This is a genomic window from Bradyrhizobium viridifuturi, from assembly GCF_001238275.1.
Taxonomy (GTDB): domain Bacteria; phylum Pseudomonadota; class Alphaproteobacteria; order Rhizobiales; family Xanthobacteraceae; genus Bradyrhizobium; species Bradyrhizobium viridifuturi.
Genome location: NZ_LGTB01000004.1, coordinates 205,595 through 229,449 on the forward strand (window position 1 = coordinate 205,595; position 23,855 = coordinate 229,449).

The 23,855-nt window shown below is 65.2% G+C and carries 17 protein-coding genes, 2 tRNA genes and 3 pseudogenes; 16 read left to right on the forward strand and 6 right to left on the reverse strand.

The genetic code is table 11. The features are described from left to right. Positions 1-34: 34 nt before the first annotated feature. From ALC15_RS05970 to ALC15_RS05985, 4 genes are all read left to right on the forward strand, one after another. Positions 35-3,163, forward strand: coding sequence for an efflux RND transporter permease subunit (locus ALC15_RS05970; protein ID WP_050626471.1), 3,129 nt, complete (start codon positions 35-37; stop codon positions 3,161-3,163). Next, positions 3,160-6,264, forward strand: coding sequence for an efflux RND transporter permease subunit (locus ALC15_RS05975; protein ID WP_050626472.1), 3,105 nt, complete (start codon positions 3,160-3,162; stop codon positions 6,262-6,264). The genes ALC15_RS05970 and ALC15_RS05975 overlap by 4 nt, the downstream gene beginning before the upstream one ends. 35 nt (positions 6,265-6,299) lie before the next feature. Continuing rightward, complete coding sequence (locus ALC15_RS05980; RefSeq protein WP_050626473.1) at positions 6,300-7,025, forward strand: tRNA-uridine aminocarboxypropyltransferase; 726 nt, start codon at positions 6,300-6,302, stop codon at positions 7,023-7,025. Between the two features lie 55 nt (positions 7,026-7,080). Further along, positions 7,081-7,154: transfer RNA gene (locus tag ALC15_RS05985), tRNA-Cys, on the forward strand. A 43-nt stretch (positions 7,155-7,197) separates the two neighbouring features. Here ALC15_RS05985 and ALC15_RS05990 read toward each other — a convergent pair. Then, positions 7,198-7,380 carry a hypothetical protein gene (locus tag ALC15_RS05990; RefSeq protein ID WP_024584196.1) on the reverse strand — a complete coding sequence of 61 codons (183 nt, stop codon included), beginning with the start codon at positions 7,378-7,380 and terminating at the stop codon, positions 7,198-7,200. 342 nt (positions 7,381-7,722) lie between these two features. Beyond that, a complete protein-coding gene (locus tag ALC15_RS05995; protein ID WP_244485945.1) occupies positions 7,723-8,343 on the reverse strand; it encodes a TetR/AcrR family transcriptional regulator in 621 nt (206 codons plus the stop codon). A gap of 121 nt (positions 8,344-8,464) precedes the next feature. Between ALC15_RS05995 and ALC15_RS06000 the strand changes: the two genes are divergently transcribed. The 7 genes from ALC15_RS06000 (at position 8,465) to ALC15_RS06030 (ending at position 16,071) form a co-directional block, all read left to right on the forward strand. After that, positions 8,465-8,950, forward strand: a complete 486-nt coding sequence (locus ALC15_RS06000; RefSeq protein WP_050626475.1) for an anthrone oxygenase family protein — start codon at positions 8,465-8,467, stop codon at positions 8,948-8,950. A gap of 269 nt (positions 8,951-9,219) precedes the next feature. After that, positions 9,220-9,294 (forward strand) — tRNA-Asn (locus ALC15_RS06005). Between the two features lie 135 nt (positions 9,295-9,429). Further along, positions 9,430-9,609 (forward strand): hypothetical protein, encoded by a 180-nt coding sequence (locus tag ALC15_RS06010; RefSeq protein WP_050404540.1) that lies wholly within the window; start codon positions 9,430-9,432, stop codon positions 9,607-9,609. A gap of 121 nt (positions 9,610-9,730) precedes the next feature. Beyond that, entirely contained in the window at positions 9,731-10,396 is a 666-nt protein-coding gene (locus tag ALC15_RS06015; protein ID WP_050626476.1) for a protein-L-isoaspartate O-methyltransferase family protein, read from the forward strand. Between the two features lie 214 nt (positions 10,397-10,610). Beyond that, positions 10,611-11,993 carry a TolC family outer membrane protein gene (locus ALC15_RS06020; protein WP_050626477.1) on the forward strand — a complete coding sequence of 461 codons (1,383 nt, stop codon included), beginning with the start codon at positions 10,611-10,613 and terminating at the stop codon, positions 11,991-11,993. Positions 11,994-12,329: 336 nt separating this feature from the next. Beyond that, positions 12,330-13,070 carry a PopZ family protein gene (locus ALC15_RS06025; RefSeq protein ID WP_050626538.1) on the forward strand — a complete coding sequence of 247 codons (741 nt, stop codon included), beginning with the start codon at positions 12,330-12,332 and terminating at the stop codon, positions 13,068-13,070. A gap of 133 nt (positions 13,071-13,203) precedes the next feature. Then, complete coding sequence (locus ALC15_RS06030; protein WP_050626478.1) at positions 13,204-16,071, forward strand: valine--tRNA ligase; 2,868 nt, start codon at positions 13,204-13,206, stop codon at positions 16,069-16,071. An 18-nt stretch (positions 16,072-16,089) separates the two neighbouring features. Here ALC15_RS06030 and ALC15_RS06035 read toward each other — a convergent pair whose 3' ends face one another. Beyond that, entirely contained in the window at positions 16,090-16,695 is a 606-nt protein-coding gene (locus ALC15_RS06035) for a DNA-3-methyladenine glycosylase (protein WP_050626479.1), read from the reverse strand. Between the two features lie 132 nt (positions 16,696-16,827). Between ALC15_RS06035 and lipA the strand changes: the two genes are divergently transcribed. The 3 genes from lipA (at position 16,828) to ALC15_RS06050 (ending at position 18,870) form a co-directional block, all read left to right on the forward strand. Further along, positions 16,828-17,787 (forward strand): lipoyl synthase, encoded by a 960-nt coding sequence (lipA, locus tag ALC15_RS06040; RefSeq protein ID WP_050626480.1) that lies wholly within the window; start codon positions 16,828-16,830, stop codon positions 17,785-17,787. Positions 17,788-17,866: 79 nt separating this feature from the next. Beyond that, positions 17,867-18,406, forward strand: a complete 540-nt coding sequence (locus tag ALC15_RS06045) for a P-loop NTPase family protein (protein ID WP_050626481.1) — start codon at positions 17,867-17,869, stop codon at positions 18,404-18,406. After that, positions 18,406-18,870, forward strand: coding sequence for a type II toxin-antitoxin system RatA family toxin (locus tag ALC15_RS06050; protein WP_050626482.1), 465 nt, complete (start codon positions 18,406-18,408; stop codon positions 18,868-18,870). The genes ALC15_RS06045 and ALC15_RS06050 overlap by 1 nt, the downstream gene beginning before the upstream one ends. Positions 18,871-19,016: 146 nt before the next feature. Here ALC15_RS06050 and ALC15_RS06055 read toward each other — a convergent pair whose 3' ends face one another. From ALC15_RS06055 to ALC15_RS06060, 3 genes and pseudogenes are all read right to left on the reverse strand, one after another. Further along, positions 19,017-19,418: a BA14K family protein gene (locus ALC15_RS06055; protein WP_050626483.1), complete on the reverse strand. Its 402-nt coding sequence runs from the start codon at positions 19,416-19,418 to the stop codon at positions 19,017-19,019. A gap of 172 nt (positions 19,419-19,590) precedes the next feature. Next, positions 19,591-20,191, reverse strand: a pseudogene (locus ALC15_RS41480) (CinA family protein). Position 20,192: 1 nt separating this feature from the next. After that, positions 20,193-21,388: pseudogene (locus ALC15_RS06060) on the reverse strand (bifunctional 2-C-methyl-D-erythritol 4-phosphate cytidylyltransferase/2-C-methyl-D-erythritol 2,4-cyclodiphosphate synthase). A gap of 288 nt (positions 21,389-21,676) precedes the next feature. Here ALC15_RS06060 and dusB point away from each other — a divergent pair. After that, positions 21,677-22,678 carry a tRNA dihydrouridine synthase DusB gene (gene dusB / locus ALC15_RS06065; RefSeq protein ID WP_200914645.1) on the forward strand — a complete coding sequence of 334 codons (1,002 nt, stop codon included), beginning with the start codon at positions 21,677-21,679 and terminating at the stop codon, positions 22,676-22,678. Next, positions 22,675-23,849: pseudogene (locus tag ALC15_RS06070) on the forward strand (two-component system sensor histidine kinase NtrB). Before dusB ends, ALC15_RS06070 begins: the two are co-directional and overlap by 4 nt. Positions 23,850-23,855: the final 6 nt, after the last annotated feature.

Sequence of the window (23,855 nt, forward strand, 5' to 3'; positions counted from 1 at the left end):
TCGTAATGTCCGACGTTAAAGCGAGAACGCAACCATGAGCGTCTCCGAACCGTTCATCCGCCGGCCGATCGCCACCTCGCTGCTCGGCATTGCGCTGATGATCGGCGGTGCGCTCGGCTACTGGGCGCTGCCGGTCTCAGCACTGCCGCAGGTCGATTTTCCGACCGTGCAGGTGTCGACGCAGTTGCCCGGCGCGAGCCCCGATGTGGTGGCCTCGCTGATCACGGCGCCGCTGGAGCGGCAGCTTGGCCAGATCCCGTCGCTGTCGTCGATGAACTCGACGAGCTCGTTCGGCGTCAGTCAGATCTCGCTGCAGTTCGACCTCAACCGCGACATCGACGGGGCCACGCAGGACGTGCAGGCCGCGATCAATGCCGCCGCCGGCATCCTGCCGAAGACGCTGCCGTACCCGCCGGTCTACGCCAAGGTGAACCCGGCGGACGCGCCGGTCATGACCCTGGCGCTGACCTCGGACACGATCTCGCTGCGGGCGATGAGCGATCTCGCCGACACCATCCTCGGCCAACGGCTGAGCCAGATTTCCGGCGTCGGGCGGGTCTCGATCCTCGGCGGTTTGAAGCCGGCGGTTCGCGTGCAGGCCGATCTCGCGCGGCTTGCGGCCTACGGCATCGCGATGGAGGACCTGCGCAGCGCGATCGCCGGCGCCAACGTGTCGGGGCCGAAGGGCTCGCTGGACGGTGCCCAGCAATCCTACACCATCGCCGCCAACGACCAGATCGCCGCGGCCGACGCCTACCGGCCGATCATCATCGCCTACCGCAACGGCTCGCCGGTCACGATCGGCGACGTCGCGCAGATCGTCGACGGGCTCGAGAACGATCGCACCGGCGGCTGGTACCAGGGCACGCCGGCGGTCATCATCGACATCCAGCGCCAGCCCGGCGCCAATGTCATCGACGTCGTCAAGCAGATCCGCGGCGAAATCCCGCGGCTGCAGCGCGCGGTCCCGGCCGGCGTCAAGCTGACGGTCGTCTCCGACCGCACGGTGACGATCCGCGCCTCGGTCCGCGACGTGCAGTTCACGCTGATCCTGAGCGTGGTGCTGGTGACGCTGGTGGTGCTGTTGTTCCTGCGGTCGCTGCGCGCGACCCTGATCGCCGGCGTCGCGCTGCCGCTGTCGCTGATCACGAGCTTCGGCGTCATGTATTTCGCCGGCTTCAGCCTCGACAATCTGTCGCTGATGGCTTTGACCATCGGCACCGGCTTCGTGGTCGACGACGCCATCGTCATGATCGAAAACATCGTCCGCCACATGGAAGACGGCGAGACGGTCATGGAGGCCTCGCTCAAGGGTGCCAGCGAAATCGGCTTCACCGTGATCTCGCTGACGGTGTCGCTGATCGCGGTGTTCATCCCATTGCTGTTCATGTCCGGCTTGGTCGGCCGCATGTTCCGCGAATTCGCGCTGACCTTGACGATCGCGGTCGTGACTTCGGCGATCGTCTCGCTGACGCTGACGCCGATGATGTGCTCGCGGCTGCTCAAGAACATCCACGAGGAAATGGCGGTCCCGGGCCTCGCCGCGGTCAGCCGCTTCATCGACCGCATGGTGGAGTTCTATCATCGGACGCTGCTCTGGGTCTTGCAGCGCCAGCGCGCGACGCTGCTGGTGACGTTCGCGACCATAGCGCTGACGCTGATCATGTATGTGCTGGCGCCGAAGGGCTTTCTGCCGCTGCAGGACACGTCCTCGATCACGGCAGTGACCGAAGCCGGTCCCGATGTTTCGTTCGACGAGATGCGGCGGCGCCAGAGCGCCGTCTCCGACATCATCAAGGCTGATCCCGACGTGGTCGGCGTGGTCTCCGTGATCGGCTCGGGTTCGGTCAATCCGACCACCAATGTCGGCCGCCTGGTGATGACGCTGAAGCCGCTCGACCAGCGGCGCGACGGCGTCGTCAACGTGATCGAGCGGCTGAAACAGAAGATATCGACGGTCCCCGGCATGACGGTCTACTTCCAGCCGGTGCAGGACGTGCAGATCTCGACCCAGTCGAGCCGCTCGCAATACCAGTACACGCTGACCGCGACCGATGCCGCCGAAGTCTCGCAATGGGCCCAGAAGCTGGTCGCCGAGATGCGGCGCGACCCGATCTTCCGCGACGTCTCGTCGGAGGCTCAGGAGGGCGGTCTGCGCGCGGCGCTCGATATCAACCGCCAGCGCGCCGGCCAACTCGGCGTCAACCTGCAGGGCGTCACCGACACGCTGAACGACGCCTTCGCGCAGCGCCAGATTTCGACGATCTACGGCCAGGCCAACCAGTACCGCGTGGTGCTCGAGGCGCTGCCGATGTATCAGCGCGACCCGTCGATCCTCGACAAGCTCTATCTGCCCGGCGCCAGCGGCGCGCAGGTGCCGCTGTCGGCGGTGGCGACGCTGGTCCGCACCACGGCGCCGCTCGCGATCTCGCACCAGGCCCAGTTCCCGTCGGTTTCGCTCAGCTTCAACCTGGCGCCCGGAGAGGCGCTCGGCGATGCGGTCGTCGCGGTCAAAGCGATCGAGGGCAGGGTCGGGATGCCCGGCAGCATCGTCGGCATCTATTCCGGCGACGCCGCCGAGTTCGCGCGATCGCTTGCCGGACAGCCCTGGCTGATCCTGGCCGCGATCATCACGATCTACATCGTGCTCGGCGTGCTCTATGAGAGCTACATCCACCCGATCACCATCCTGTCGACGCTACCGTCGGCCGGCGTCGGCGCCATTCTGGCGCTGATGTTGTGCGGGCAGGACCTCTCGGTGATCGGCCTGATCGGCATCATCCTGTTGATGGGCATCGTCAAGAAGAACGCCATCATGATGATCGACTTCGCGCTCGAGGCCGAGCGCCATCAGGGCATGTCGTCCTATGACGCGATCGTGCAGGCCTGCCTGCTGCGCTTCCGGCCGATCATGATGACGACGCTGGCGGCGCTGTTCGGCGCGCTGCCGCTCGCGATCGAAAGCGGCACCGGCGCCGAGCTGCGCTTTCCGCTCGGCATCTCGATCATCGGCGGCCTGCTGCTGAGCCAGCTCCTGACGCTCTACACCACGCCGGTGATCTATCTCGCGCTCGACCGGCTCAACCGGCGGATCGAGCGGGCCGTGCCGGAGCCTGGTCCGAGCGGCCCGCCGATCGCGGGCGCCACCGAGGGCATGCAGTGATCTCGATCTCGGAGCCCTTCATCCGCCGGCCCGTGGGCACCACGCTGCTGGCGATCGGGCTGTTCCTGGTCGGGATCGTCGCCTACGAGTTCCTGCCGGTGTCGTCGGTGCCGAATGTCGACTTCCCGACCATCCGGGTATCGGCATCGCGGCCGGGCGCCGATCCCTCCGTCATGGCCGCGACCGTCGCGGCGCCGCTGGAGCGCAAGCTCGGCACCATTTCGGGTGTCGACCAGATCACCTCGACGAGCTCGCTCGGCACCACCAGCATCCAGGTGCAATTCTCGATCGGCCGCGACATCGACCGTGCCGCGCGCGACGTGCAGGCCGCGATCAATGCATCGCTCGCCGATCTGCCGAGCGATCTGCCGTCGCTGCCCAAGTTCCGCAAGGCCAATCCGGCCGCGGCACCGGTGTTCGTGCTGGCGCTGACCTCGAAGACGATCTCGACCAGCGCGATGTACGACGTCGCCGACACCGTGCTGGCGCAGCGCATCTCGCAGGTGCCTGGCGTCGGGGAGGTGACCGTCAGCGGCGCCGATCAGCCGGCGGTGCGCATCGCGCTCAATCCGGTGTCGCTGGCGAACGCCGGGATCGCGACCGACGACGTCCGGCTCGCGATCATCAATGCCAATCCGCTGGGGCCCGTCGGCATCTTCAACGGCGACCGGCTGAGCGAGACGCTCTCGATCAACAAGCAGATGCGCACCGCGGCCGAGTTCCGCGATATCATCATCAGGAGCTCGAACGGCAATTTCGTCCGCCTCTCCGACGTCGCCGAGGTCGAGGATTCCGTCCGCAACTCGCGCTCGATCGCCTGGTTCAACAAGCAGCCGGCGGTGCTGATCCAGATCACCAGACAGAGCGACGCCAACGTCATCGACACCGTCGACAACGTTCGCAGGCTGCTGCCGGAACTTAGGAAGTGGATCCCTGCCGGCGTCGAGATCTCGACCCTGGTCGATCGCACCGGAACCATCCGCGCCAGCGTCCAGGACATGCAGTTCACGCTGCTGGCGACCGCCATTCTTGTCATGGTCGTGGTGTTCGTGTTCCTGCGCCGGGTGGTGCCGACGATCGCGGCCGGCGTCTCGGTGCCGCTGGCGCTGGCCGGCACCTGCGCCGGGATGTGGCTCGCCGGCTTCTCGATCGACAATCTGTCGCTGATGGCGCTCGCGATCTCGGTCGGCTTCGTGGTCGACGACGCCATCGTGATGATCGAGAACATGTACCGCAATCTCGAGCAGGGCATGGCGCCATATCCGGCGGCGGTCGAAGGCGCCAAGCAGATCGGCTTCACGGTGCTGTCGATCTCGCTGTCGCTGATCGCGGCCTTCACGCCGCTGATCTTCATGGACGGGATCGTCGGCCGGCTGCTGCGGGAGTTCTCGCTGACGCTGACGTTTGCCATCATCGTGTCGACGCTGGTGTCGGTGACGATCACGCCGATGATCTGCGCGCACTACATCAAGGAGGCGACCTCGGAGCACGCCACCTGGTACGACCGCGCCATCGAGGGCACGCTGTCCCGGGTCGTGGCGTTCTATACGTCGACGCTGCGCATCGTGCTCGGCTATCCCTTCCTGACGCTGGTGGTGTTCTTCGCCACCGTCGCGCTGACGGTGACGCTCTACATCAAGACGCCGAAGGGCTATTTCCCGACCGACGACAGCGGCTTTGTCATCGGCTCGACGCGGGCGTCGGCGGACATCTCGTTCCAGGCGATGCTCCAGTTGCAGCAGCGGCTCGCCGACATCGTGATGGCCGACCCCGCGGTCGCCGGCATCGGCTCGTCGGTCGGTTCCGGCGGCGGCCCGGGAGGCGCTACCTCGAACCGCGGCATCATGTACATCAGCCTGAAGCCGCCGGAGGAGCGGGCAGGCCTGTCGACCGCCCAGGTGATCGACCGGCTGCGCCGCAATCTGTTCATGGTGCCGGGCATCCGCCTGTTCATGTTCGCCGCGCAGGACATCCGCACCGGCGGCCGGCAGAGCGATTCCGACTATCAATACACGCTTGCCTCGACCGATCTCGACCTGCTGCAGAAATGGGCGCCGCTCGTCGCCAAGCGCATGGAGACGGTGGAGGGCATCACCGACGTCTCGTCCGACCGCGATCCCGGCGGCCTGCAGCTCAACCTCGTGATCGACCGCAAGATCGCCTCCAGCCTCGGCGTCCGGGTGCAGGACATCGACAACGCGCTCAACAACGCCTTCTCGCAGCGGCAGATCTCGTACATCTACACTCAGCGCAACCAGTACGTCGTAGTGCTCGAGATCGATCCGAAATTCCAGAGTGACCCGTCGAACCTCGAGCGCATCTATGTCGCCGGCGCCAATGACGTGCAGGTGCCGCTGTCGGCGCTCGTGCACTACCAGCGCGGATTGTCGGCGCTTGCGGTCTATCACTCCGGCGGCTTCCCCTCGACCACGGTGTCGTTCAACCTGCTGCCGGACGTGCCGCTGGAGGTCGCGACCACCAACATCCAGCAGGCGGTCAACGAGCTGCACATGCCCGAGGGCATTCGCGGCAGCTTCGACGGCAATGCCGGCGACTTCAACAAGACCAGCGGGCGGCAGCCGCTGTTGATCCTCGGCGCGCTGGTTGCGATGTATATCGTGCTCGGCGTGCTCTATGAGAGCCTCGCGCATCCGATCACGATCATCTCGACCCTGCCGTCGGCCGGCCTCGGCGCCTTGCTGGCGCTGCAGGTGACCAACACGCCGCTTACGGTGATCGCCTTCGTCGGGATCATCCTCCTGATCGGCATCGTCAAGAAGAACGGCATCATGATGGTCGACTTCGCGCTCGAGGCCGAACGGCATCAGGGCCTGTCGTCGCGGGATGCGATCTTCGAGGCCTGCCGGGCGCGCTTCCGTCCGATCCTGATGACGACGATGGCGGCGCTGTTCGCCGGCATTCCGCTGGTCATTGCGACCGGCCCGGGCACCGAGCTGCGGCGGCCGCTCGGCATCACCATCATCGGCGGCCTGTTCGTGTCGCAGATCCTGACACTGTACACCACGCCGGTGATCTACCTGTTGATCGACCGGCTGCGTCAGCGCCGCGAGCCGTCGGGCGTCCATGCGCCGGCGGAATAGTTTGAATTGCGCCGTCGTGAGCGTATAGCGAAGCGATGTCCGAACCGACCGAAGTCAAACCCGAAGTCATCGCCGAGATCGAGGATTGCCAGCATTGCGGCAAGCCGCTGCCGTTGTGCATCTGCGACAGCGTTACGCCGATCGAAAGCCGCATCCAGTTGCTGATCCTGATCCATCCGCAGGAGCAGGACAGGGCGCTCGGCACCGCGCGGCTGTTGGCGCGGCATTTCGAGAACGCCGTGGTGCGGATCGGGCTGTCGTGGCCGAGCCTTGCCAAGGCGCTCGGCCGGCCGGTGCCCGATCCGTCGCGCTGGGCGGTGCTCTATCTCGGCTCGGCCAAGGTCGAGGATCTCGATACCGATGCCGAGATCGTCGCCATCAACCGCAAGGGCGAGCTCGAGCCGCATCAGCGTGCGATCCTGTCCGACATCGAGGGCATCGTCCTGCTCGACGGCACCTGGAGCCAGGCCAAGGCACTGTGGTGGCGCAACGCCTGGATGCTGAAGTGCCAGCGGGTGATTCTCGGCCCGAAACGCCCTTCGCTCTACGGCAAGCTGCGCCGGGAACCGCGCCGCGACGGCCTGTCCACCATCGAGGCGGCCGCGATCCTGCTGGCGGGCCTGGAGAAGCGGCCGGATATTGCCGCAACGTTAACTGACAGTTTCGAGCGGATGCTGGCGAGATTCCGCGAAGTCCAGGCCAAAATGCCGGAATTGGCGCCAAAACCGAAGAAACGGGACTACCGAAGGCGCCGGCGTTAGCTGCTGGGGTTGGTTGCCTATCGCGGAGAGGGCGTATATGAAGTGCGCCGCAAGGGGCCACGTGGCGGAGTGGTTACGCAACGGTCTGCAAAACCGTGTACACCAGTTCAATTCTGGTCGTGGCCTCCACTCACCTCATCAATGGCTTGCAGCCAACAAATGAGAAGCCGCATTAGCTGGCGGCGTACCAACCCTCAGGAAACGGAATCAGCGGCCACGGCGCCTGATTGTCGTTGGCAGCGCGCGGCGGCGGCTGAATGCGGGGCGAGGGTTGAGCCACAAAATCCTCCTGAGCAATAGGCGCGATCGCCGTTCGCACGGCGTCCAGCAGCAGATCAAATTCGACTTCGCTCATCGCGCTCTCCGAGGTTCGTGAGCGCTATGGTCGCAAAACTGTCTTCGGTCCGGATTGAGCGATTTGTTCGAATTTTATGAAAAGGACGATGGTGCCCGCTTTGGTTAACGAATCGCTGATGACCCCTTCGGGAACCTAGGTCGGCATGGCCTGCCTTTCGTGTGAGACAATTCACATGTTGCGAAAAACTCTTCCCGGAATTCCCGGCAGTATTCATAGCGGTCAAATATCGCAGGAATTTTAGGGAGACGTGACAATGCGGAGCCGAAACGCGCCGCACCATGCCCCGATGTTGATCGTCTTAGCGCCGGGAAATTCCCGACATCCATGCGACCGTCGTGGTCAGGCCAGCCCGTCAAGGTCGTGCGGCAGCATGGCTTTGAATTGCGTCAGCGCCTGCCGCGCTTTCTTTGGCGGCAGTGTGATCGCGTGACGCACGGCGGCCGCGATCAGCGTCATCGTCAGTGCTGAGAAGGTGGCGAGGGTGGCGGCCGGCACGTCCGGCGCAACCCGCCGGATCGCGTCGGACAACAGGCCGGCGAGCACCGCCATGTCGTCCGCATCGAGCTTTTGCAGGGCGCGGTCGGCCTGCGTCGCCTGCCAAATGTCGCGCGTGACAGGTTCGCGCATGAACATCTCGTAGTAGCTGTCGACAATCCGGCAGAGCGCCGGATGCAGGTCGCGTGTCGTCGCGACAGCGGCGAGGTCGCGCCTGACGCAATCGCGCCCGACGGCGTTGTGCCGTTCCGCTAGCGTGCCGATGATTGCGGCCTTGTCCGGGAAATATTGATAGAGCGAGCCGAACGCGACGCCGCTGCGTTCGACGATGTCGCTCATGCGGAACGCCTCGCTGCCCTTTTCCGCCATGATTTCGGTCGCGCAGGCGAGAATGCGCTCGAAGCGCTCGCGGCTGCGCTGTTGCGTCGGGGCCAGCCGCGCCAGCCCGGGCAGGGGGGCGTCCACCGCTGGCGCAGCCTTCCGTCTCGCCACCATCGCTCTCCTCGACATCAGGGTTGACGTTTCCAATACGAGAGTTTATCGCATTTGACAAACACGAGTATCTCTCGCATTTGGAGATGAAGCGATGCGCAATATCCTGACCTCGGGCCTGCTTTGGTTTTCCGCGCTCGGCTGCGGCCTGCTCGCCGGGCTCTATTTCGCGTTCTCGGCGTTCGTGATGACTGCGCTCGGCCGTATCGATCAGGCCGCCGGTATCTCGGCGATGAACGCGATCAGCGTCGATATCGTGCGCTCGCTGTTCATGCCGGTCTTTCTCGGCACCACGCTGTCCTGCGCCGTGCTGGTCGTGCTCGGGGGGCTGCGATGGCAGGAGCCGGGCGCCATTGCGATGATTTGCGGCGGCACGCTCTATGTCCTCGGGATGTTCGTCGTCACGATCGTCTTCAACGTGCCGCTGAATGACCAGCTTGCGGCCACTGACCCCGCGAGCGCCGCGGCTGCTCCGGTCTGGGCGCGCTACCTGACCGACTGGACCTTCTGGAACCATGTGCGGACCATCACCTCGTTTGCGGCGACAGCGCTGTTCATCGCCGCCATCGCTGCGCGCTGACCGGAATGCGGAATGACGTCAAGCGGGTGGGGAGCCCGGCCGGGAATCACGGCGCGGCCGTCACGCCGCGCCAATGGTCCGTCCCGGAGGTCCCGGGCCGGAAGCGGGACAGCCGGGACAGGCCTGCATTGCCCTGGGACGCCGGCAAGCCCTTGCATTGCAGCGGTTTACCGTGCTGCGCTAAAGTTTCGCCGAAGGCCGATTTGGTTCTTTGCAAGCCCGAAAGGCTTTGTTATACGCTGCCCGCTCGCGAACACTTGTTCGCCTATTCCTCGGTAGCTCAGCGGTAGAGCATTCGACTGTTAATCGAATGGTCGCTGGTTCGAATCCAGCCCGGGGAGCCAGCTTTGCTGGCCCCATCAGCAATTGCCATCGACACTCACAAGCGCGTGGTCCGCAACATGCAGACCAAAATCGTCGTCAAATCGACTCAATAGCCGTCGACACTTTGTCGTGCCGGGTCTTGAGAGGTGATTTTGATGGCCATTAATCTGATCGACCTGTCGATGCCGCAGCCGACGCTTGTTCCGAGTGATGCTCCTGACATCAGCGATGACGAGTGTGTCCGCCGGCTCGCGAGGGCCGTCGAGGAGCACGATTCCGAGCATCTCGATGAAGTGGCCCGCCTGATCGGCCGGCTTGCAGTCACGATCGAATAGAGCGCGCCCCGGAGCATCCCGCGCGCCAACGGCGTGTTGCGTTTTGGCGGAGCTTGTTCCAAAAGATGGCCCTGTTCTAGCTTCTCCAGCGGCAACGCCGCGCCTTGCAGGGTCCCCGCCAATGACCGGTTTTTCGACCGCACGCCAGTATATGGTCGATGGTCAGGTGCGTCCGAGCGACGTGACCGATGATCGTATTCTCGAAGCCATGCTGACGGTGCCGCGCGAAGTCTTCGTGCCGGCCAGCAAGCAGGCGCTCGCCTATCTGGACCTCGATCTCGATGTCGCCGAGGGCGGCGCGGCCAGGCGCTGCCTGATCACGCCGGCGCTGCTCGCGAGGATGCTGCAGGCCGCCGAGATCAAGGCCACCGACCGCGTCCTGGTCGTCGGCTGTGCAACCGGCTACGCCGCCGCGGTCGTGGCGCGCTTTGCCGCGCAGGTTAGCGCGACCGAGAGCGATCCGGCGCTTGCCGCGAAAGCAACTGCAGCATTCGCCCAGCTCGGGATCCCAAATCTGACCGTGAAGACCGCGGCTTCCGCCGACGGCGATGCTGCGGGCGCGCCATATGATGTCATCGTCCTCAATGGTGCGACCGAAATCGTCCCGACCGGGCTGTTTGGCCAGCTCAAGGAGGGGGGCCGGCTGGTCGGGGTGTTCGGCCTGACGCCGCCGCCGCGCGCCACCCTCGTGACGCACTCCCACGGGGATTTCGGGCATCGCGAGCTGTTCGACGCCACCGCCCCGGTGCTGCCTGGACTGGAACGGCTCCCTGCCTTCGTCTTCTGACCCTACCGCGCTGCGCCGCCTGATAGAATCCCGTTCTGAATCAGAAGTGTGGCCCGTTTGCCCCATGTGAAGAGTTTCGACCATGTTCCGTTGCGGGGTAGTTCCGTTGCCCTTAGCTGCGGACTAAGGTGAGGCGGGACTCACTTCGTCCGAAGCGACCGCCGGAACTGACTTACGTGTGGAGACGGCGACTACAATGATTGGATTACCGGGGATGCGTGGGGTGAAGGTTATCACCGCGGCTGCGACTGCCGTCCTTCTGCTGGCGGAACTGGGCCCCGTGCCCGCGCTCGCCGAAACTATCGAGTCCGCGCTGGTGCGGTCTTACCAGAACAATCCCCAGCTGAATGCACAACGTGCACAGGTGAGGTCGATCGACGAAAACGTTCCGCAGGCGCTCTCGGGTTACCGTCCGAAGGTCTCGCTGACTGCGACGGCGGGTGGACAATACACCGATGAGCAGTTGGGGCAGGGAACCGCGGCTGTGTCCGGCGTGAGCCGGCAGCGCACCGTTGCCCTTACCGCCAACCAGTCGCTGTTCAATGCGCAGAATGCGCCGAGGGTGCGCCAGGCTGAAAGCCAGGTGTCGTCGGCACGCGAAGGTTTGCGTGTGCTCGAGCAGACCGTGCTGTTGAGCGCGGCGACGATCTATATGGATTATCTACGCGACTCGGCGATCGTCGAGGTTCAGCGCAGCAACACGCGCGTGCTTGAGCAGACGCTGAAGCAGACGCAGGACCGCTTCAACGTCGGCGAGGTGACGCGCACGGACGTCGCCCAATCCGAGGCCCAACTCGCGGCCGGCAAAACCCAGCAGCTCACCGCGGAATCGAACCTGACGACGACGCGGTCGAATTATCGCCGCATCATCGGCATCGAGCCGCAGAATCTCGCGCCGGGTTCGCCGGTCGACCGATTCCTGCCGGCGACGCTCGCGGCCGCCGTCGAGCTCGGCCTGACCCAGAATCCGAACGTCACCGCTGCGATGTACGGCGTCGACGTCAACTTCCTGCAGACCAAGGTTGCCGAAGGCGCTCTGCTGCCGACCGTGGGGCTGCAGCTGTCGGTCAGCCAGGGCTACGAGACGCAGTTGACCGTGTATCGCCTGTTCAATGCGTCGGCGGGGGTTCAGTTGTCGCTGCCGATCTATCAGGGTGGCGCTGAATACTCGTTGATCCGCCAGTCCAAGGAATCGCTGGCGCAACAGCGCCTGGTTCTGGAACAGACCAGGGATCAGGCGCGCGCGAACGTCGTGACCGCCTGGGGCCAGCTGGTCGCCGGCAAATCGCAGGTGGCGTCGGCGCAGGCGCAGGTCGCCGCATCCGAGATCGCGCTCAATGGTGTGCGTGAAGAAGCCAAGGCCGGCCAGCGCACCACGCTCGACGTGCTCAATGCGCAGCAGGCGCTCGTCAACGCGCGCAATGCGCTCGTCACCGCACAGCACGACCGCGTCGTCGCGTCCTACAATGTGCTGAATTACATTGGCCGTCTGTCGCCGCAGGTGATGGGGCTTGCGACCAACGTCTATGATGCGAGCGTGCACTACCAGCAAGTTCGCGACAACTGGGCCGGCGTTCGTACGCCCGACGGCCGCTAAAACACCTTCACTTCATCATCGCTTGTCGCGCCACGTTTGTGGTTCTGAGTTAATCAGGACCACAAACGGGCGCGTTTGCTTGCAATCGATAATTGGCCTGACATACCGTTTTGTCGGGCAGCAAGGCGATTCGCGGCGAGCCGGCGTGGCGTGATGACAGGTGCGACGCCACCTGTGATCACGCTGCATTGGACGACACGAAGCTTGCAGAATGGCCTCGGGCGGGCGTGATCTGGGGACAAGTCGGGCGGGAGCAATGAAAATCTCCGCCCGCATCATCGGAACCGGCGAATCCTCTCGGGCTTGATGTAAAATAGTTTCGATGTGGAGTCGGAGATGACGCAACCTGCGAAGGTCCAAGAGCCCTCGATGGAGGAGATCCTGGCGTCGATCCGTCGCATCATTGCCGACGACGAGGCGAAGCCGGGTGCGGCCGAGAAGCCGGCGGCCGCCGCTCCACCGCCGCCTCCGAAGGCCGAGCCCACGCCACCACCGGCAGCCAAGCCCGCGATGAAGAGCCCGCCTCCTGCCGCGAAGGCCGCAGCACCCGCGCCGAAATCACCGCCGCCGGCGGCTCCGGCCAGCAACAGCCAGGACGATATCGATTCGCTTCTGGCCAGCCTCGACGAGGCGACGCCCGCGGCCGAGATCAGGCCGTCGCCGCAGCCCGAAGCCCAGCCCGAAGCCGATGTGTTCGAGCTCACCGACGACATGGCACTGCCGGAGCCGGCTCCCGCGCCATCGTTCCGCAAGGTCGAGCCGCAGGATGACGTCGAGTTCACTGAGGCCCGCACCCGGGCGCCTGTCCAGGAATCCGTTCGCGAGCCTGTTCGAGAGCCGCCGGCGATCGAAGCCGCGCCGATGCAGCAGATCATCTCGGGAACCACGATGCGGGCGGTCGAATCCGCCTTCAACTCGCTGGCCAACACCGTGCTGAGCAACAATGCACGGACGCTGGAGGATCTGGTCAAGGAGATGCTGCGGCCGATGCTGAAGTCCTGGCTGGACGACAATCTGCCGGGCCTGGTCGAGCGGATCGTCAAGGCCGAGATCGAGCGGGTATCCCGCGGTCGATAGCCCGCCCCGCAGGGGCTTGGCAGCCCTCATTCCGTCCCCAAATGCCCAAAACGCCGTTTTGACGTGCCAGTCCGGTTGACTTGGTGCGCTCCGGCGGCTTTCTAACCTTTCCCGTGGTCCACAGCGCATTGTCATGATCGAGAAAAACTACCAGCCCGCCGATATCGAGCACCGCATGGCCCGGATCTGGGAGGAGAGCGGTGCGTTCAAGGCCGGCCGGCCCGAGCGCAAGGACGCCGCGCCCTTCACCATCGTGATCCCGCCGCCGAACGTGACCGGCTCGCTGCACATGGGTCACGCGCTCAACAACACGCTGCAGGACATCCTGTGCCGGTTCGAGCGGATGCGCGGCCGCGACGTGCTGTGGCAGCCCGGCACCGACCATGCCGGCATCGCGACCCAGATGGTGGTCGAGCGTCAGCTGATGGAACGGCAGGAGCCGGGCCGGCGCGACATGGGCCGTGCCAAGTTCCTCGAGCGCGTCTGGCAATGGAAGGCCGAGAGCGGCGGCACCATCGTCAACCAGCTCAAGCGCCTCGGCGCGTCCTGCGACTGGTCGCGCGAGCGGTTCACGATGGACGAGGGCCTGTCGCGCGCCGTCGTCAAGGTGTTCGTCGAGCTGCACCGCGATGGGCTGATCTACAAGGACAAGCGGCTGGTCAACTGGGACCCGAAGCTGCTGACCGCGATCTCAGATCTCGAGGTGCAGCAGGTCGAGGTCAAGGGTCATCTCTGGTACCTGCGCTATCCGATCGAGGGCCGCAGCTTCAGCCCGGACGATCCGAAGTCGTTCATCGTGGTCGCGACGACGCGTCCCGAGACAATGCTGGGCGACACCGCGGTCGCGGTGCATCCGGACGACGAGCGCTACACCGATTTGGTCGGCCAGCACGTCATCCTGCCATTGGTCGGCCGCAAGATTCCGATCGTCGCCGACGATTATTCCGATCCGGAGAAGGGCTCCGGCGCGGTCAAGGTGACGCCGGCGCACGACTTCAACGACTTCGAGATCGGCAAACGCCATGGCCTGCGGCAGATCAGCGTGCTCGATCAGGAAGGCTGCCTCAGCCTCACCGGCAACGAGGACTACCTGCGCGGCTTGCCGATGGGCGCCGACGAGTTTGCCGCCGAGTTCGACAAGATCGAACGCTTCGCGGCGCGCAAGAAGATCGTGGCGCGGCTGGAGGAGTTCGGCTTCCTCGAGCGAATCGAGCCCAACACCCACATGGTGCCGCATGGCGACCGCTCCGGCGTCGTGATCGAGCCGTATCTGACCGACCAATGGTACGTCGACGCCCATACGCTGGCGCAGCCGGCAATGGCGGCGGTGCACTCGGGCGAAACCACCTTCGTGCCGAAGAACTGGGAAAAGACCTATTTCGAGTGGATGGAGAACATCCAGCCTTGGTGCATCTCGCGCCAGCTGTGGTGGGGCCATCAGATCCCGGCCTGGTACGGCCCCGACGGCAAGGTGTTCGTCGCCGAGACCGAGGAAGAGGCGGTCGGCAACGCGCTCGGCTATTACGTCGAGCAGGAAGTCATCACGCCGGAGCAGGGGCACGACATGGCGGTCGATCCCGCCAAGCGCGAGGGCTTCATCACGCGCGACGAGGACGTGCTCGACACCTGGTTCTCGTCGGCGCTGTGGCCGTTCTCGACGCTGGGCTGGCCGGACGATACGCCGGAGGTCGCGCGCTACTACCCGACCAATACGCTGGTCACGGGCTTCGACATCATCTTCTTCTGGGTCGCCCGGATGATGATGATGGGTCTGCATTTCATGAAGCAGGCGCCGTTCTCGACCGTCTACATCCACCGTCTCGTCCGCGACGAGAAGGGCGCGAAGATGTCGAAGTCGAAGGGCAACGTCATCGACCCGCTCGGCGTGATCGACGAATACGGCGCCGACGCACTGCGCTTCGCGCTGACCCGCGAAGCGGCGCAGGGCCATGACATCCGCCTGTCGCCGCATCTGGTTGAGACCAACCGCAATTTCGCGACCAAGTTCTGGAACGCCTGCCGCTTCGCCGAGATGAACGAGTGCGTGAAGCCGGATGGTTTCGATCCGAAGGACGCCAAGGAAACGCTCAACCGCTGGATCGCGCACGAGACCTCGCGCGTCACCCGCGAGGTGACCGAGACGATCGAGGATCATCGCTTTAACGATGCGGCGGGTGCGATCTACCGCTTCGTCTGGAACGTGTTCTGCGACTGGTATCTCGAGCTCGCCAAGCCGGTGCTGATGGGCGAGGACGGCGCGGCCAAGGCCGAGACCCGTGCCATGATCGCCTGGACGCGCGACGAGATCCTCAAGCTGCTGCATCCGTTCATGCCCTTCATCACCGAGGAGCTGTGGGCGGTGACCGCGAAGCGCGATGGCCTCCTGGTGTTGGCATCCTGGCCGCGCAAGTCGGGCGTCACCGGTGAACAGCTCGCGGCGATCGCGACTGCCGGTCCAGTGGTCGATCCGATCATTCCGCCGGTCATTGCCGCGCTCGACGCGGACGAGTTCAGCGATCCCGCGGCCGAAGCCGAGATCGGCTGGGTGGTCGATCTCGTCACCGCCATGCGCTCCGTAAAGGCGGAGATGAACATCCCGCCGTCGACGCTGACGCCGCTGGTGATCGTGACGACTTCGGATGAGACGCGCGATCGCGCACAGCGCTGGAACGACACCATCAAGCGTCTCGCGCGCTTGTCGGACATCTCGTTTGCGGACGCCGCGCCGGAAGGCGCCATGCAGCTTCTGGTGCGCGGCGAAGTCGTCGCATTGCCGCTGAAGGGCGTGATTGATCTCGCCGCGGAACGGGCCCGGCTCGAGAAGGAGCTCGGCAAGGCCGACGCCGACATCAAGCGGGTCGACGCCAAACTGTCCAACGAGAAGTTCGTCGCCAACGCGCCGGAAGAGCTCGTCGAGGAAGAGAAGGAAAAGCGCTCGGCCGCTCAGGAGCGTCGGGCGAAGATCCTCGAGGCGATCGAGCGGCTGAAGAAGGCGTCGTAGCCGGTCACGCCGTGGCGCTCAGAACCGTTTGCTGAGGAACTTCGATCCCTTCAGCCCGTAGCGCCAGGGCAGCTCGACGGCCTTGGTGATGCCGATCCGGATCCCGGTGACGATGTCGGGCGTCTCCAACCGCGCGTGGAGTGCGATCGGCGGACGGTCGAGCGGCAGTTCGCTATGGGCAATGGTGATGCCCATCGCTTCGCAGAGCTTGCCTGGTCCCGAGCACAACGCGCGCTCGTCCTCCAGCCCGCGCCGCCGGCGCATCGCGGCAAGCCCATGGGTCGGCTCGATCGCGCGGATCAGGACGGCGCTGGCCGAACCCGCTTCCTCGCACACGAAATTGACGCACCAATGGATGCCGTAGGAGCGGTAGACATAGGAGAAGCCCGGCGGGCCGAACATCACCTGATTGCGGGGGGTGGGGCCATTGAACGAGTGGGCCGCCGGCTCGGTGTGATGGTAGGCCTCGACCTCGGTGATGATGCCGCCGACGCCGCCGACCAGGAAGGTCGCGCCGATCAGGTCGGGCGCGACCTCGTGGACGCTGCGATCGAAGAAGGCGCGTTTCAGCGCCTTGCCGAGGCGTGGCGCAGTCGCACGGGTGAAGCGGGGATTTTGAGCCATTTTGAGGTGGGAATCGGCGTGGAACGGACCACAACAGTGCCAATATCTGGGCTGATCTGCTAGGGTCGCGGCGCGGGTTGCGAGCCGCGCCAACACCGATTAGCTATGGTTTCTCGCGACTTGCAGGCACCTATGGTCACTATCGTCGACACCATCTCCACCACCCAGCTCCGCCCGCGTCACCCCGAAAAGGTGAACCGTCCGGATTCCGTGTCGCCGCCGAAGCCGGACTGGATCCGGGTTCGCGCGCCGAACACGCGCGGCTATGCGGATACGCGCCGCATCGTGAAGGAGAACGGCCTCGTCACGGTGTGCGAGGAGGCGGGCTGCCCCAACATCGGTGAGTGCTGGGACAAGAAGCACGCCACCTTCATGATCATGGGCGACACCTGCACCCGCGCTTGCGCGTTCTGCAACGTCAAGACCGGCATGCCCGGCGCGCTCGATGCCAATGAGCCCGAACACGTTGCCGAGGCAGTGTCCAAGCTGGGACTGGCCCACGTCGTCATCACCTCGGTCGATCGCGACGATCTCGCTGACGGCGGCGCCGAGCATTTCGCGCAAGTGATCCGCGCCATCCGTGCGCGCTGCCCGACCACCACCATCGAGATCCTGACGCCGGACTTCCTGCGCAAGGACGGCGCGCTCGAGCGCGTGGTCGCGGCCAAGCCCGACGTCTTCAACCACAACCTGGAAACCGTGCCGTCGCGCTATCTGACGGTCCGCCCGGGCGCGCGCTATTTCCATTCGATCCGGCTGCTGCAGCGGGTCAAGGAAATGGACCCGACCATCTTCACCAAATCGGGCATCATGGTCGGCCTCGGCGAGGAGCGGCACGAGGTGCTGCAGGTGATGGACGATCTGCGCTCGGCCGAGGTCGACTTCCTGACCATCGGCCAGTATTTGCAGCCGACGCGCAAGCATCACGCGGTGATGCGCTACGTGACGCCGGACGAGTTCGCCGGCTACGAGCGCGTTGCCTATACCAAGGGTTTCCTGATGGTGTCGGCGAGTCCGCTGACACGCTCGTCGCATCATGCCGGCGAGGATTTTGCCAAACTGCAGGCGGCCCGCACGGCCCGCGGCCGCTAGATTTTGTAAACGGCGGTGAGCCGGCGCCATCACGCGCCGTTGCTCGATCGAGCCTTGATTGAGCCTTTGGACGGGACCAATGCAGCGCGTTCTGGTGATGGGATCGTCGGGATCCGGCAAGTCGACCTTTGCGCGGCGGCTGTCCGCGCTGACCGGTATCCCGACCGTGTCGATCGACGCGCTGTTCTGGAAGCCGGGCTGGGTCGAGTCGGACAAGGACGAATTCAATCTTCGCATGACCGCGGCGGCGCGAGAGCCGCGCTGGATCATGGACGGGAACTACACCAAGAGCGGTGCAGGTGAATTGCGCAAAGAGCTCTCCGATACGATCATCTGGTTCGACCTGCCGCGATCGACCTGCATGCTCGGAATCCTCGGGCGCATTGCCGCGAGCTATGGCCGCGTGCGCCCGGAGATGGCGGAGGGCTGTCCGGAGAAGATCGACCTGGAATTCTTCCGCTATGTCTGGACCTATCGCCGGCAGCAGCGGCCGAAGCTGATCGAATATTTCGAGGGCTTGCGTGCCGATCAATCGCTGGTCTGCTTTACCGACCGGGCGCAGGCCGACGACTATCTGAACAACCTCGCACTCCAGCGAAACCGTGCGAGTATCCACTGATGCCACGATTCTCCAGCAAGCGGCGGGTCCGCCACACTGCGCCCCAGATGTTCGACCTGGTCGCTGATGTCGAGCGCTATCCGGAATTCGTGCCGCTGTGCCAGGCGCTCAAGATCCGCCAGCGGACGCCCAAGGACGACGGCACCGAGGTCGTGGTCGCCGACATGACCGTCTCCTTCAAGCTGGTCAAGGAGACCTTCACTAGCAAGGTGACGCTCGACCGGCCCAATTTGAAGATTCTGGTCGAGTATCTGCGCGGCCCGTTCAGCAATCTGGAGAATCGCTGGAGCTTCGAGCCGAAGTCGGAGACCGAATGCGATGTCGGCTTCTTCCTGAATTACGAATTCAAGAGCCGGATGCTGGCAATGCTGATGGGCTCGATGTTCGACGCCGCCTTCGGGCGGTTTGCCCACGCGTTCGAGAAGCGCGCGGACCAGGTCTACGGCAAGCCGGCCGTTTCGTAACTCGATCCGTCATTGCGAGCGCAGCGAAGCAAGCCATCTCACCACGCCGGCGGTGGCATGGATTGCTTCGTCGCTATCGCTCCTCGCAATGACGTGGAATGAGAAAGGGCATCGCAGCGGTCTGTGCGCGATGCCCAGATGCTAAATCACGGGCAGGAACGCCGCACGCCGCCGGACGCGATGTAGGTGCCGGAAGCCGGGTCGTAGGAGCGGAAGCGCTGGGAGCAATAGGCGTCGTTGTTGGCCTTGGCCTGGCTCGCCGCGATGGCACCGCCGATGATCGCGCCGGCTGCAAGGCCGCCGATGATTGCAGCGCCGTTTCCGCCACCGTGGTGATGGTGGTATCCGCCGCGGTAGCCGTACCCGCCCCGATAGCCGTAACGGGGACCACCATGCCAGTGGCGATACTGCACATGCTCGACGGAGGTAGGCTGGTCCTGCAAGCGGGCGGCGGGTGCGAGCGGGGCGGCGAACGAAGGGACAACAGTCGACAGCGTCATGGCACCAGCGGTGATCGCGGCCACGACCAAAGTTCCCAACTTCATCATTTTCTCCTTGTTGTGGGATTTTGCCGTTCGAGGAACGACTGAAACGGCAGAGTTGGATCAAGAGAAAACGGCGAGGCGACGTCGACGTTCCACCTGAGGTGGGCGGCACTGGGTCGCAGTTGACTGGAAGCTATCGCCGGGCTGTCGCTCGTGCGACTCGGCGTCGGTAGGCCTAGCCTCGCGGCGGCCGCCGGCGTTTCGCGGCGTGGCTGCGCGGCGAACGGGCCACCCGCGGTCGCAACCGGCTGGCAGTCTCACGGCGGGGTTTTGCGGCCTGTGGCGGGCGCGCGAGCTCCATCAACATGCGCAGCGCTTCGACGACGGAGCGTTGCCGCACCGTACTGCGCCCGATCGCGCCGAACCGCTGTTCGCGATGAAGGATGCGGCCATCGCGCGCGGCGACGGCGAAATGCACCAGGCCCACCGGCTTGCCCGGCGTCGCGCCGCCAGGGCCCGCGATGCCGGTGATCGACACCGCAAGGTCGACGCCGGCCTTTTCCAGCGCGCCGATCGCCATCGCGGTCGCGGTTTCCTTGCTCACCGCACCGAACGTCTCCAGCGTCGCCGCCTTGACGCCGAGCATCACCCGCTTGGCCTCGTTCGAATAGGTGACGAAGCCGCGATCGATCACGTCGGAGGAGCCGGGGGATGTCGGTGAGCGCACCCGCAACCAGGCCGCCGGTGCAGGATTCGGCGGTCGCGATGGTCAGCTTGCGCATCCGGCACAGGTCGAGCAGCGAGCGGGACAAGGCACGAGCGTCGCTGCCGCCCATGTCAGGCCCCCCAGCCCTTATCGTCCCAGGGGAGGCGGACCGTGCGCTCGCGGTCGCGGCAATACCTTCCTCGCGGCCGGTGAAGCCGAGCCGTTCGCTGGTGGTGGCCTTGACCGCGACGCGCGAGATATGGACGCCGGAGATCTCCGCGATCTTCGCCCGCATGGTGTCGCGGAGCGGGCCGATCTTCGGCCGCTCGCAGATCATCGTCACTTCGAGATTGGCGATCCGCCCGCCGCGCGCGGTGACGCGCTCGACGGCATATTTCAGGAATTGGTCGGATGAGGCGCCTTTCCACTTGGCGTCGCTCGGCGGGAAGTGCGAGCCGATGTCGCCGTCGGCCAGTGCGCCGAGGATCGCATCGACCAGCGCATGCAGCCCGACATCGCCGTCGGAATGGGCCAGAAATCCCCTGGTGTGCGGCACGCGCACGCCGCAGATCATGACATGGTCGCCGTCACCAAAGGCGTGCACGTCGTAGCCGGTGCCGGTCCTGATGTCGCCGAGCTGGCTTGCGAGCCGCGCTTCCTCGCGCACGAAGTCTTCGGGTGTGGTGAGTTTCATGTTGGCAGCATCGCCTTCAAACGTCGCAACGGTCAATCCCGCCCATTCAGCAAGCGCAGCATCATCGGTGAAATCGCTGCGGCCCTCGCGCGCGGCACGACGATGCGCCTCCAATATTACGTCGAAACGAAATGCCTGCGGCGTCTGCGCGATCCGCAGGCGCGCGCGCTCCGGCGTCGCCTCGACGTCGCCGGCATCGCTGGTGAGCTTGATCGTGTCGGTGACGGGAATCACGGGGATCGCCGCACCGGTCCGGCCGGCCGCTGATATCGCGCGCGAGATCACGGCCGCGGTCACGAAGGGGCGGGCGGCATCGTGGATCAGCACGACGTCCGGCTTCTCGGCGGCAAGCGCCTCAAGCCCGGCATGAACCGAGGCCTGCCGGGTCGCGCCACCTGGGGTCGGCGGCCGGTGACGAAGGCCCGCGACCGCTTCATCGAACAGCGCAGCGTCGTCGGGATTGACCACCGGCTGCACCGCAAAGACATCGGGATGTCCGGAGAACGCTTCCATGGCGCGGTAGATCACCGTCTGCCCGCCGATCGTCCGATATTGCTTCGGGCCGCCTGCGCCAGCGCGCAGTCCGCGGCCGGCGGCAACAAGGATGGCTGCGGTACGCTCAGGCTTGGGCATTTTGAACCAGTGACAGACGAATCGGGGATGAGGGGGACGGCGAGGATCGCCCGCCGCGCACAGCCCTTAGCATGACCGCTGTGCAAAAACAGAGCGTTTGCCGCTGACTGTGGGAAAAGCAGATTTTGTTGCAGTGCACTTGCGTCGGTGGTAGAAATGTCTAAACCGTAGGCATGAGCCTTGACTGCACAAGAATTGTGCGCAGAATAGACAATGTCAGCTGCAATGGCGTGGCTGCAGAACGATGAGACGGTTGTGACCGGCGTGCAAAGTACTCCTCGTAACCCATTGAAGATAGGCGATATTGCTGTCGCCAACCGGGTTCTCCTCGCGCCCATGTCCGGCATCACTGACGCTCCCTTCCGGCGACTCGCTGCAACTTTGGGCGCCGGCCTGGTGGTGTCCGAGATGACCGCCAGCGACGATCTGGTGAATGGCAAGCCGATGTCGAAGCTGCGTTGTGAGGCAGCCGGGATCGGGCCGCATGTGGTCCAGCTTGCGGGCTGCGAGACCCACTGGATGGCGGAGGGCGCACGGATCGCCGAGGCCGCCGGTGCCGACGCCATCGACATCAACATGGGCTGCCCGGCGCGCCACGTGACCGGCGGCCAGTCCGGCTCGGCCCTGATGCGCGACCTCGACCACGCGGTCGCGTTGATCGATGCGACCATCGCCGCGGTCAAGGTGCCGGTGACGCTGAAGATGCGGCTCGGCTGGGACGATCGCTCGCTCAATTCGCCCGAGCTGGCGCGCCGCGCCGAGGCATCGGGCGTGCAGATGATTACCGTGCATGGCCGCACCCGCTGCCAGTTCTACAAGGGCGAGGCGAACTGGAACGCGGTGCGCGCAGTCAAGGACGCCGTCACGATTCCGGTCGTGGTCAATGGCGACATCACCTCGTTCGACAAGGCCGTCGGCGCGCTTCAGATGTCGGGCGCCGACGCCGTCATGATCGGCCGCGGCGCGCAGGGGCAGCCCTGGCTGCCCGGCCAGATCGGCCGCAGGCTCGAGACCGGGGTCGCCGAGGCCGCGCCGTCGCTGGCCGAGCAGCTCAAGCATGTTCGCGCGCTGTATGACGCGGTGTGCAGCCACTATGGCCTGCGCATCGGGCTCAAGCATGCGCGCAAGCATCTCGGCTGGGCGCTGGAGACTGCGGCCGCCTATAGCTGCGCGCCGGCGGCAACCTTGAAGACCTGGCGGCAGGCGATCCTGACCTCGGAGGAGCCGTCCAGCGTGCATCGCGCGCTCGAGGACGCCTACGACGATTTTGCCTGGAGTGCTGCCGCATGACGTCAGCAATGGAATTTCGCCGGCCCGTGCCCACCGACGGCGAGGCCATCCTCAACGCGCTGCCCAATCCGGTGCTGCTGGTCGCGCCCGACGGCCGGATCGTTGATGCCAACATCGCCGCCGAATCTTTCTTCGAGATCTCGACCCAGTTCCTGCGCCGGCAGTCGCTGAAGGAGCTGGTGCCGTTCGGCAGCCCGCTGCTGGCGCTGATCGAGCAGGTGCGCGCCAGCGGCTCGCCGGTCAACGAATACAAGGTCGATCTCGGCACGCCGCGGATCGGCGGCGATCGCCAGGTCGATCTCCACGTCGCGCCGCTGACCGAGCGGCCCGGGCATATCGTAGTGATGCTGCAGGAGCGCACCATCGCCGACAAGATGGACCGCCAGCTCACCCATCGCAGCGCGGCGCGCTCGGTGATCGCGCTGGCCGCGATGCTCGCCCATGAGATCAAGAACCCGCTGTCCGGCATCCGCGGCGCCGCGCAGCTCCTGGAGCAACAGGCCTCCTCCGAGGACCGGCTGCTGACGCGGCTGATCTGCGACGAGGCGGACCGCATCGTCACGCTGGTCGACCGCATGGAAGTGTTCGGCGACGACCGTCCGGTGGCGCGCGGCCCGGTCAACATCCATTCGGTGCTCGACCATGTGAAGCGGCTGGCGCAGTCCGGCTTTGCCCGCAACGTCCGCTTCATCGAGGACTACGATCCGTCGCTGCCGCCGGTGCTCGCCAACCAGGACCAGCTGATCCAGGTGTTCCTCAATTTGGTGAAGAACGCGGCCGAGGCGGTCGCCGATCTCGGTACCGATGCGGAAATCCATCTCACCACGCGTTCCGGCCGGGCGTGCGGCTGTCGGTGCCCGGCAAGAAATCGCGGGTCTCGCTGCCGCTGGAATTCTGCGTCAAGGACAACGGCTCGGGCGTGCCGGAAGACCTGCTGCCGAACCTGTTCGATCCCTTCGTCACCACCAAGCAGACCGGCAGCGGGCTCGGTCTCGCGCTGGTCGCCAAGATCGTCGGCGATCACGGCGGCATCATCGAATGCGAGTCGCAACCGCGCAAAACCACTTTCCGCGTGCTGATGCCGATGTACAGCGCCGCCAAGCAACACGACCAAAGCAACCGCGATGACGTTCCGGGTACGTCCTCGCCTGCCTCTCAGGATGCACGATGAGGAACA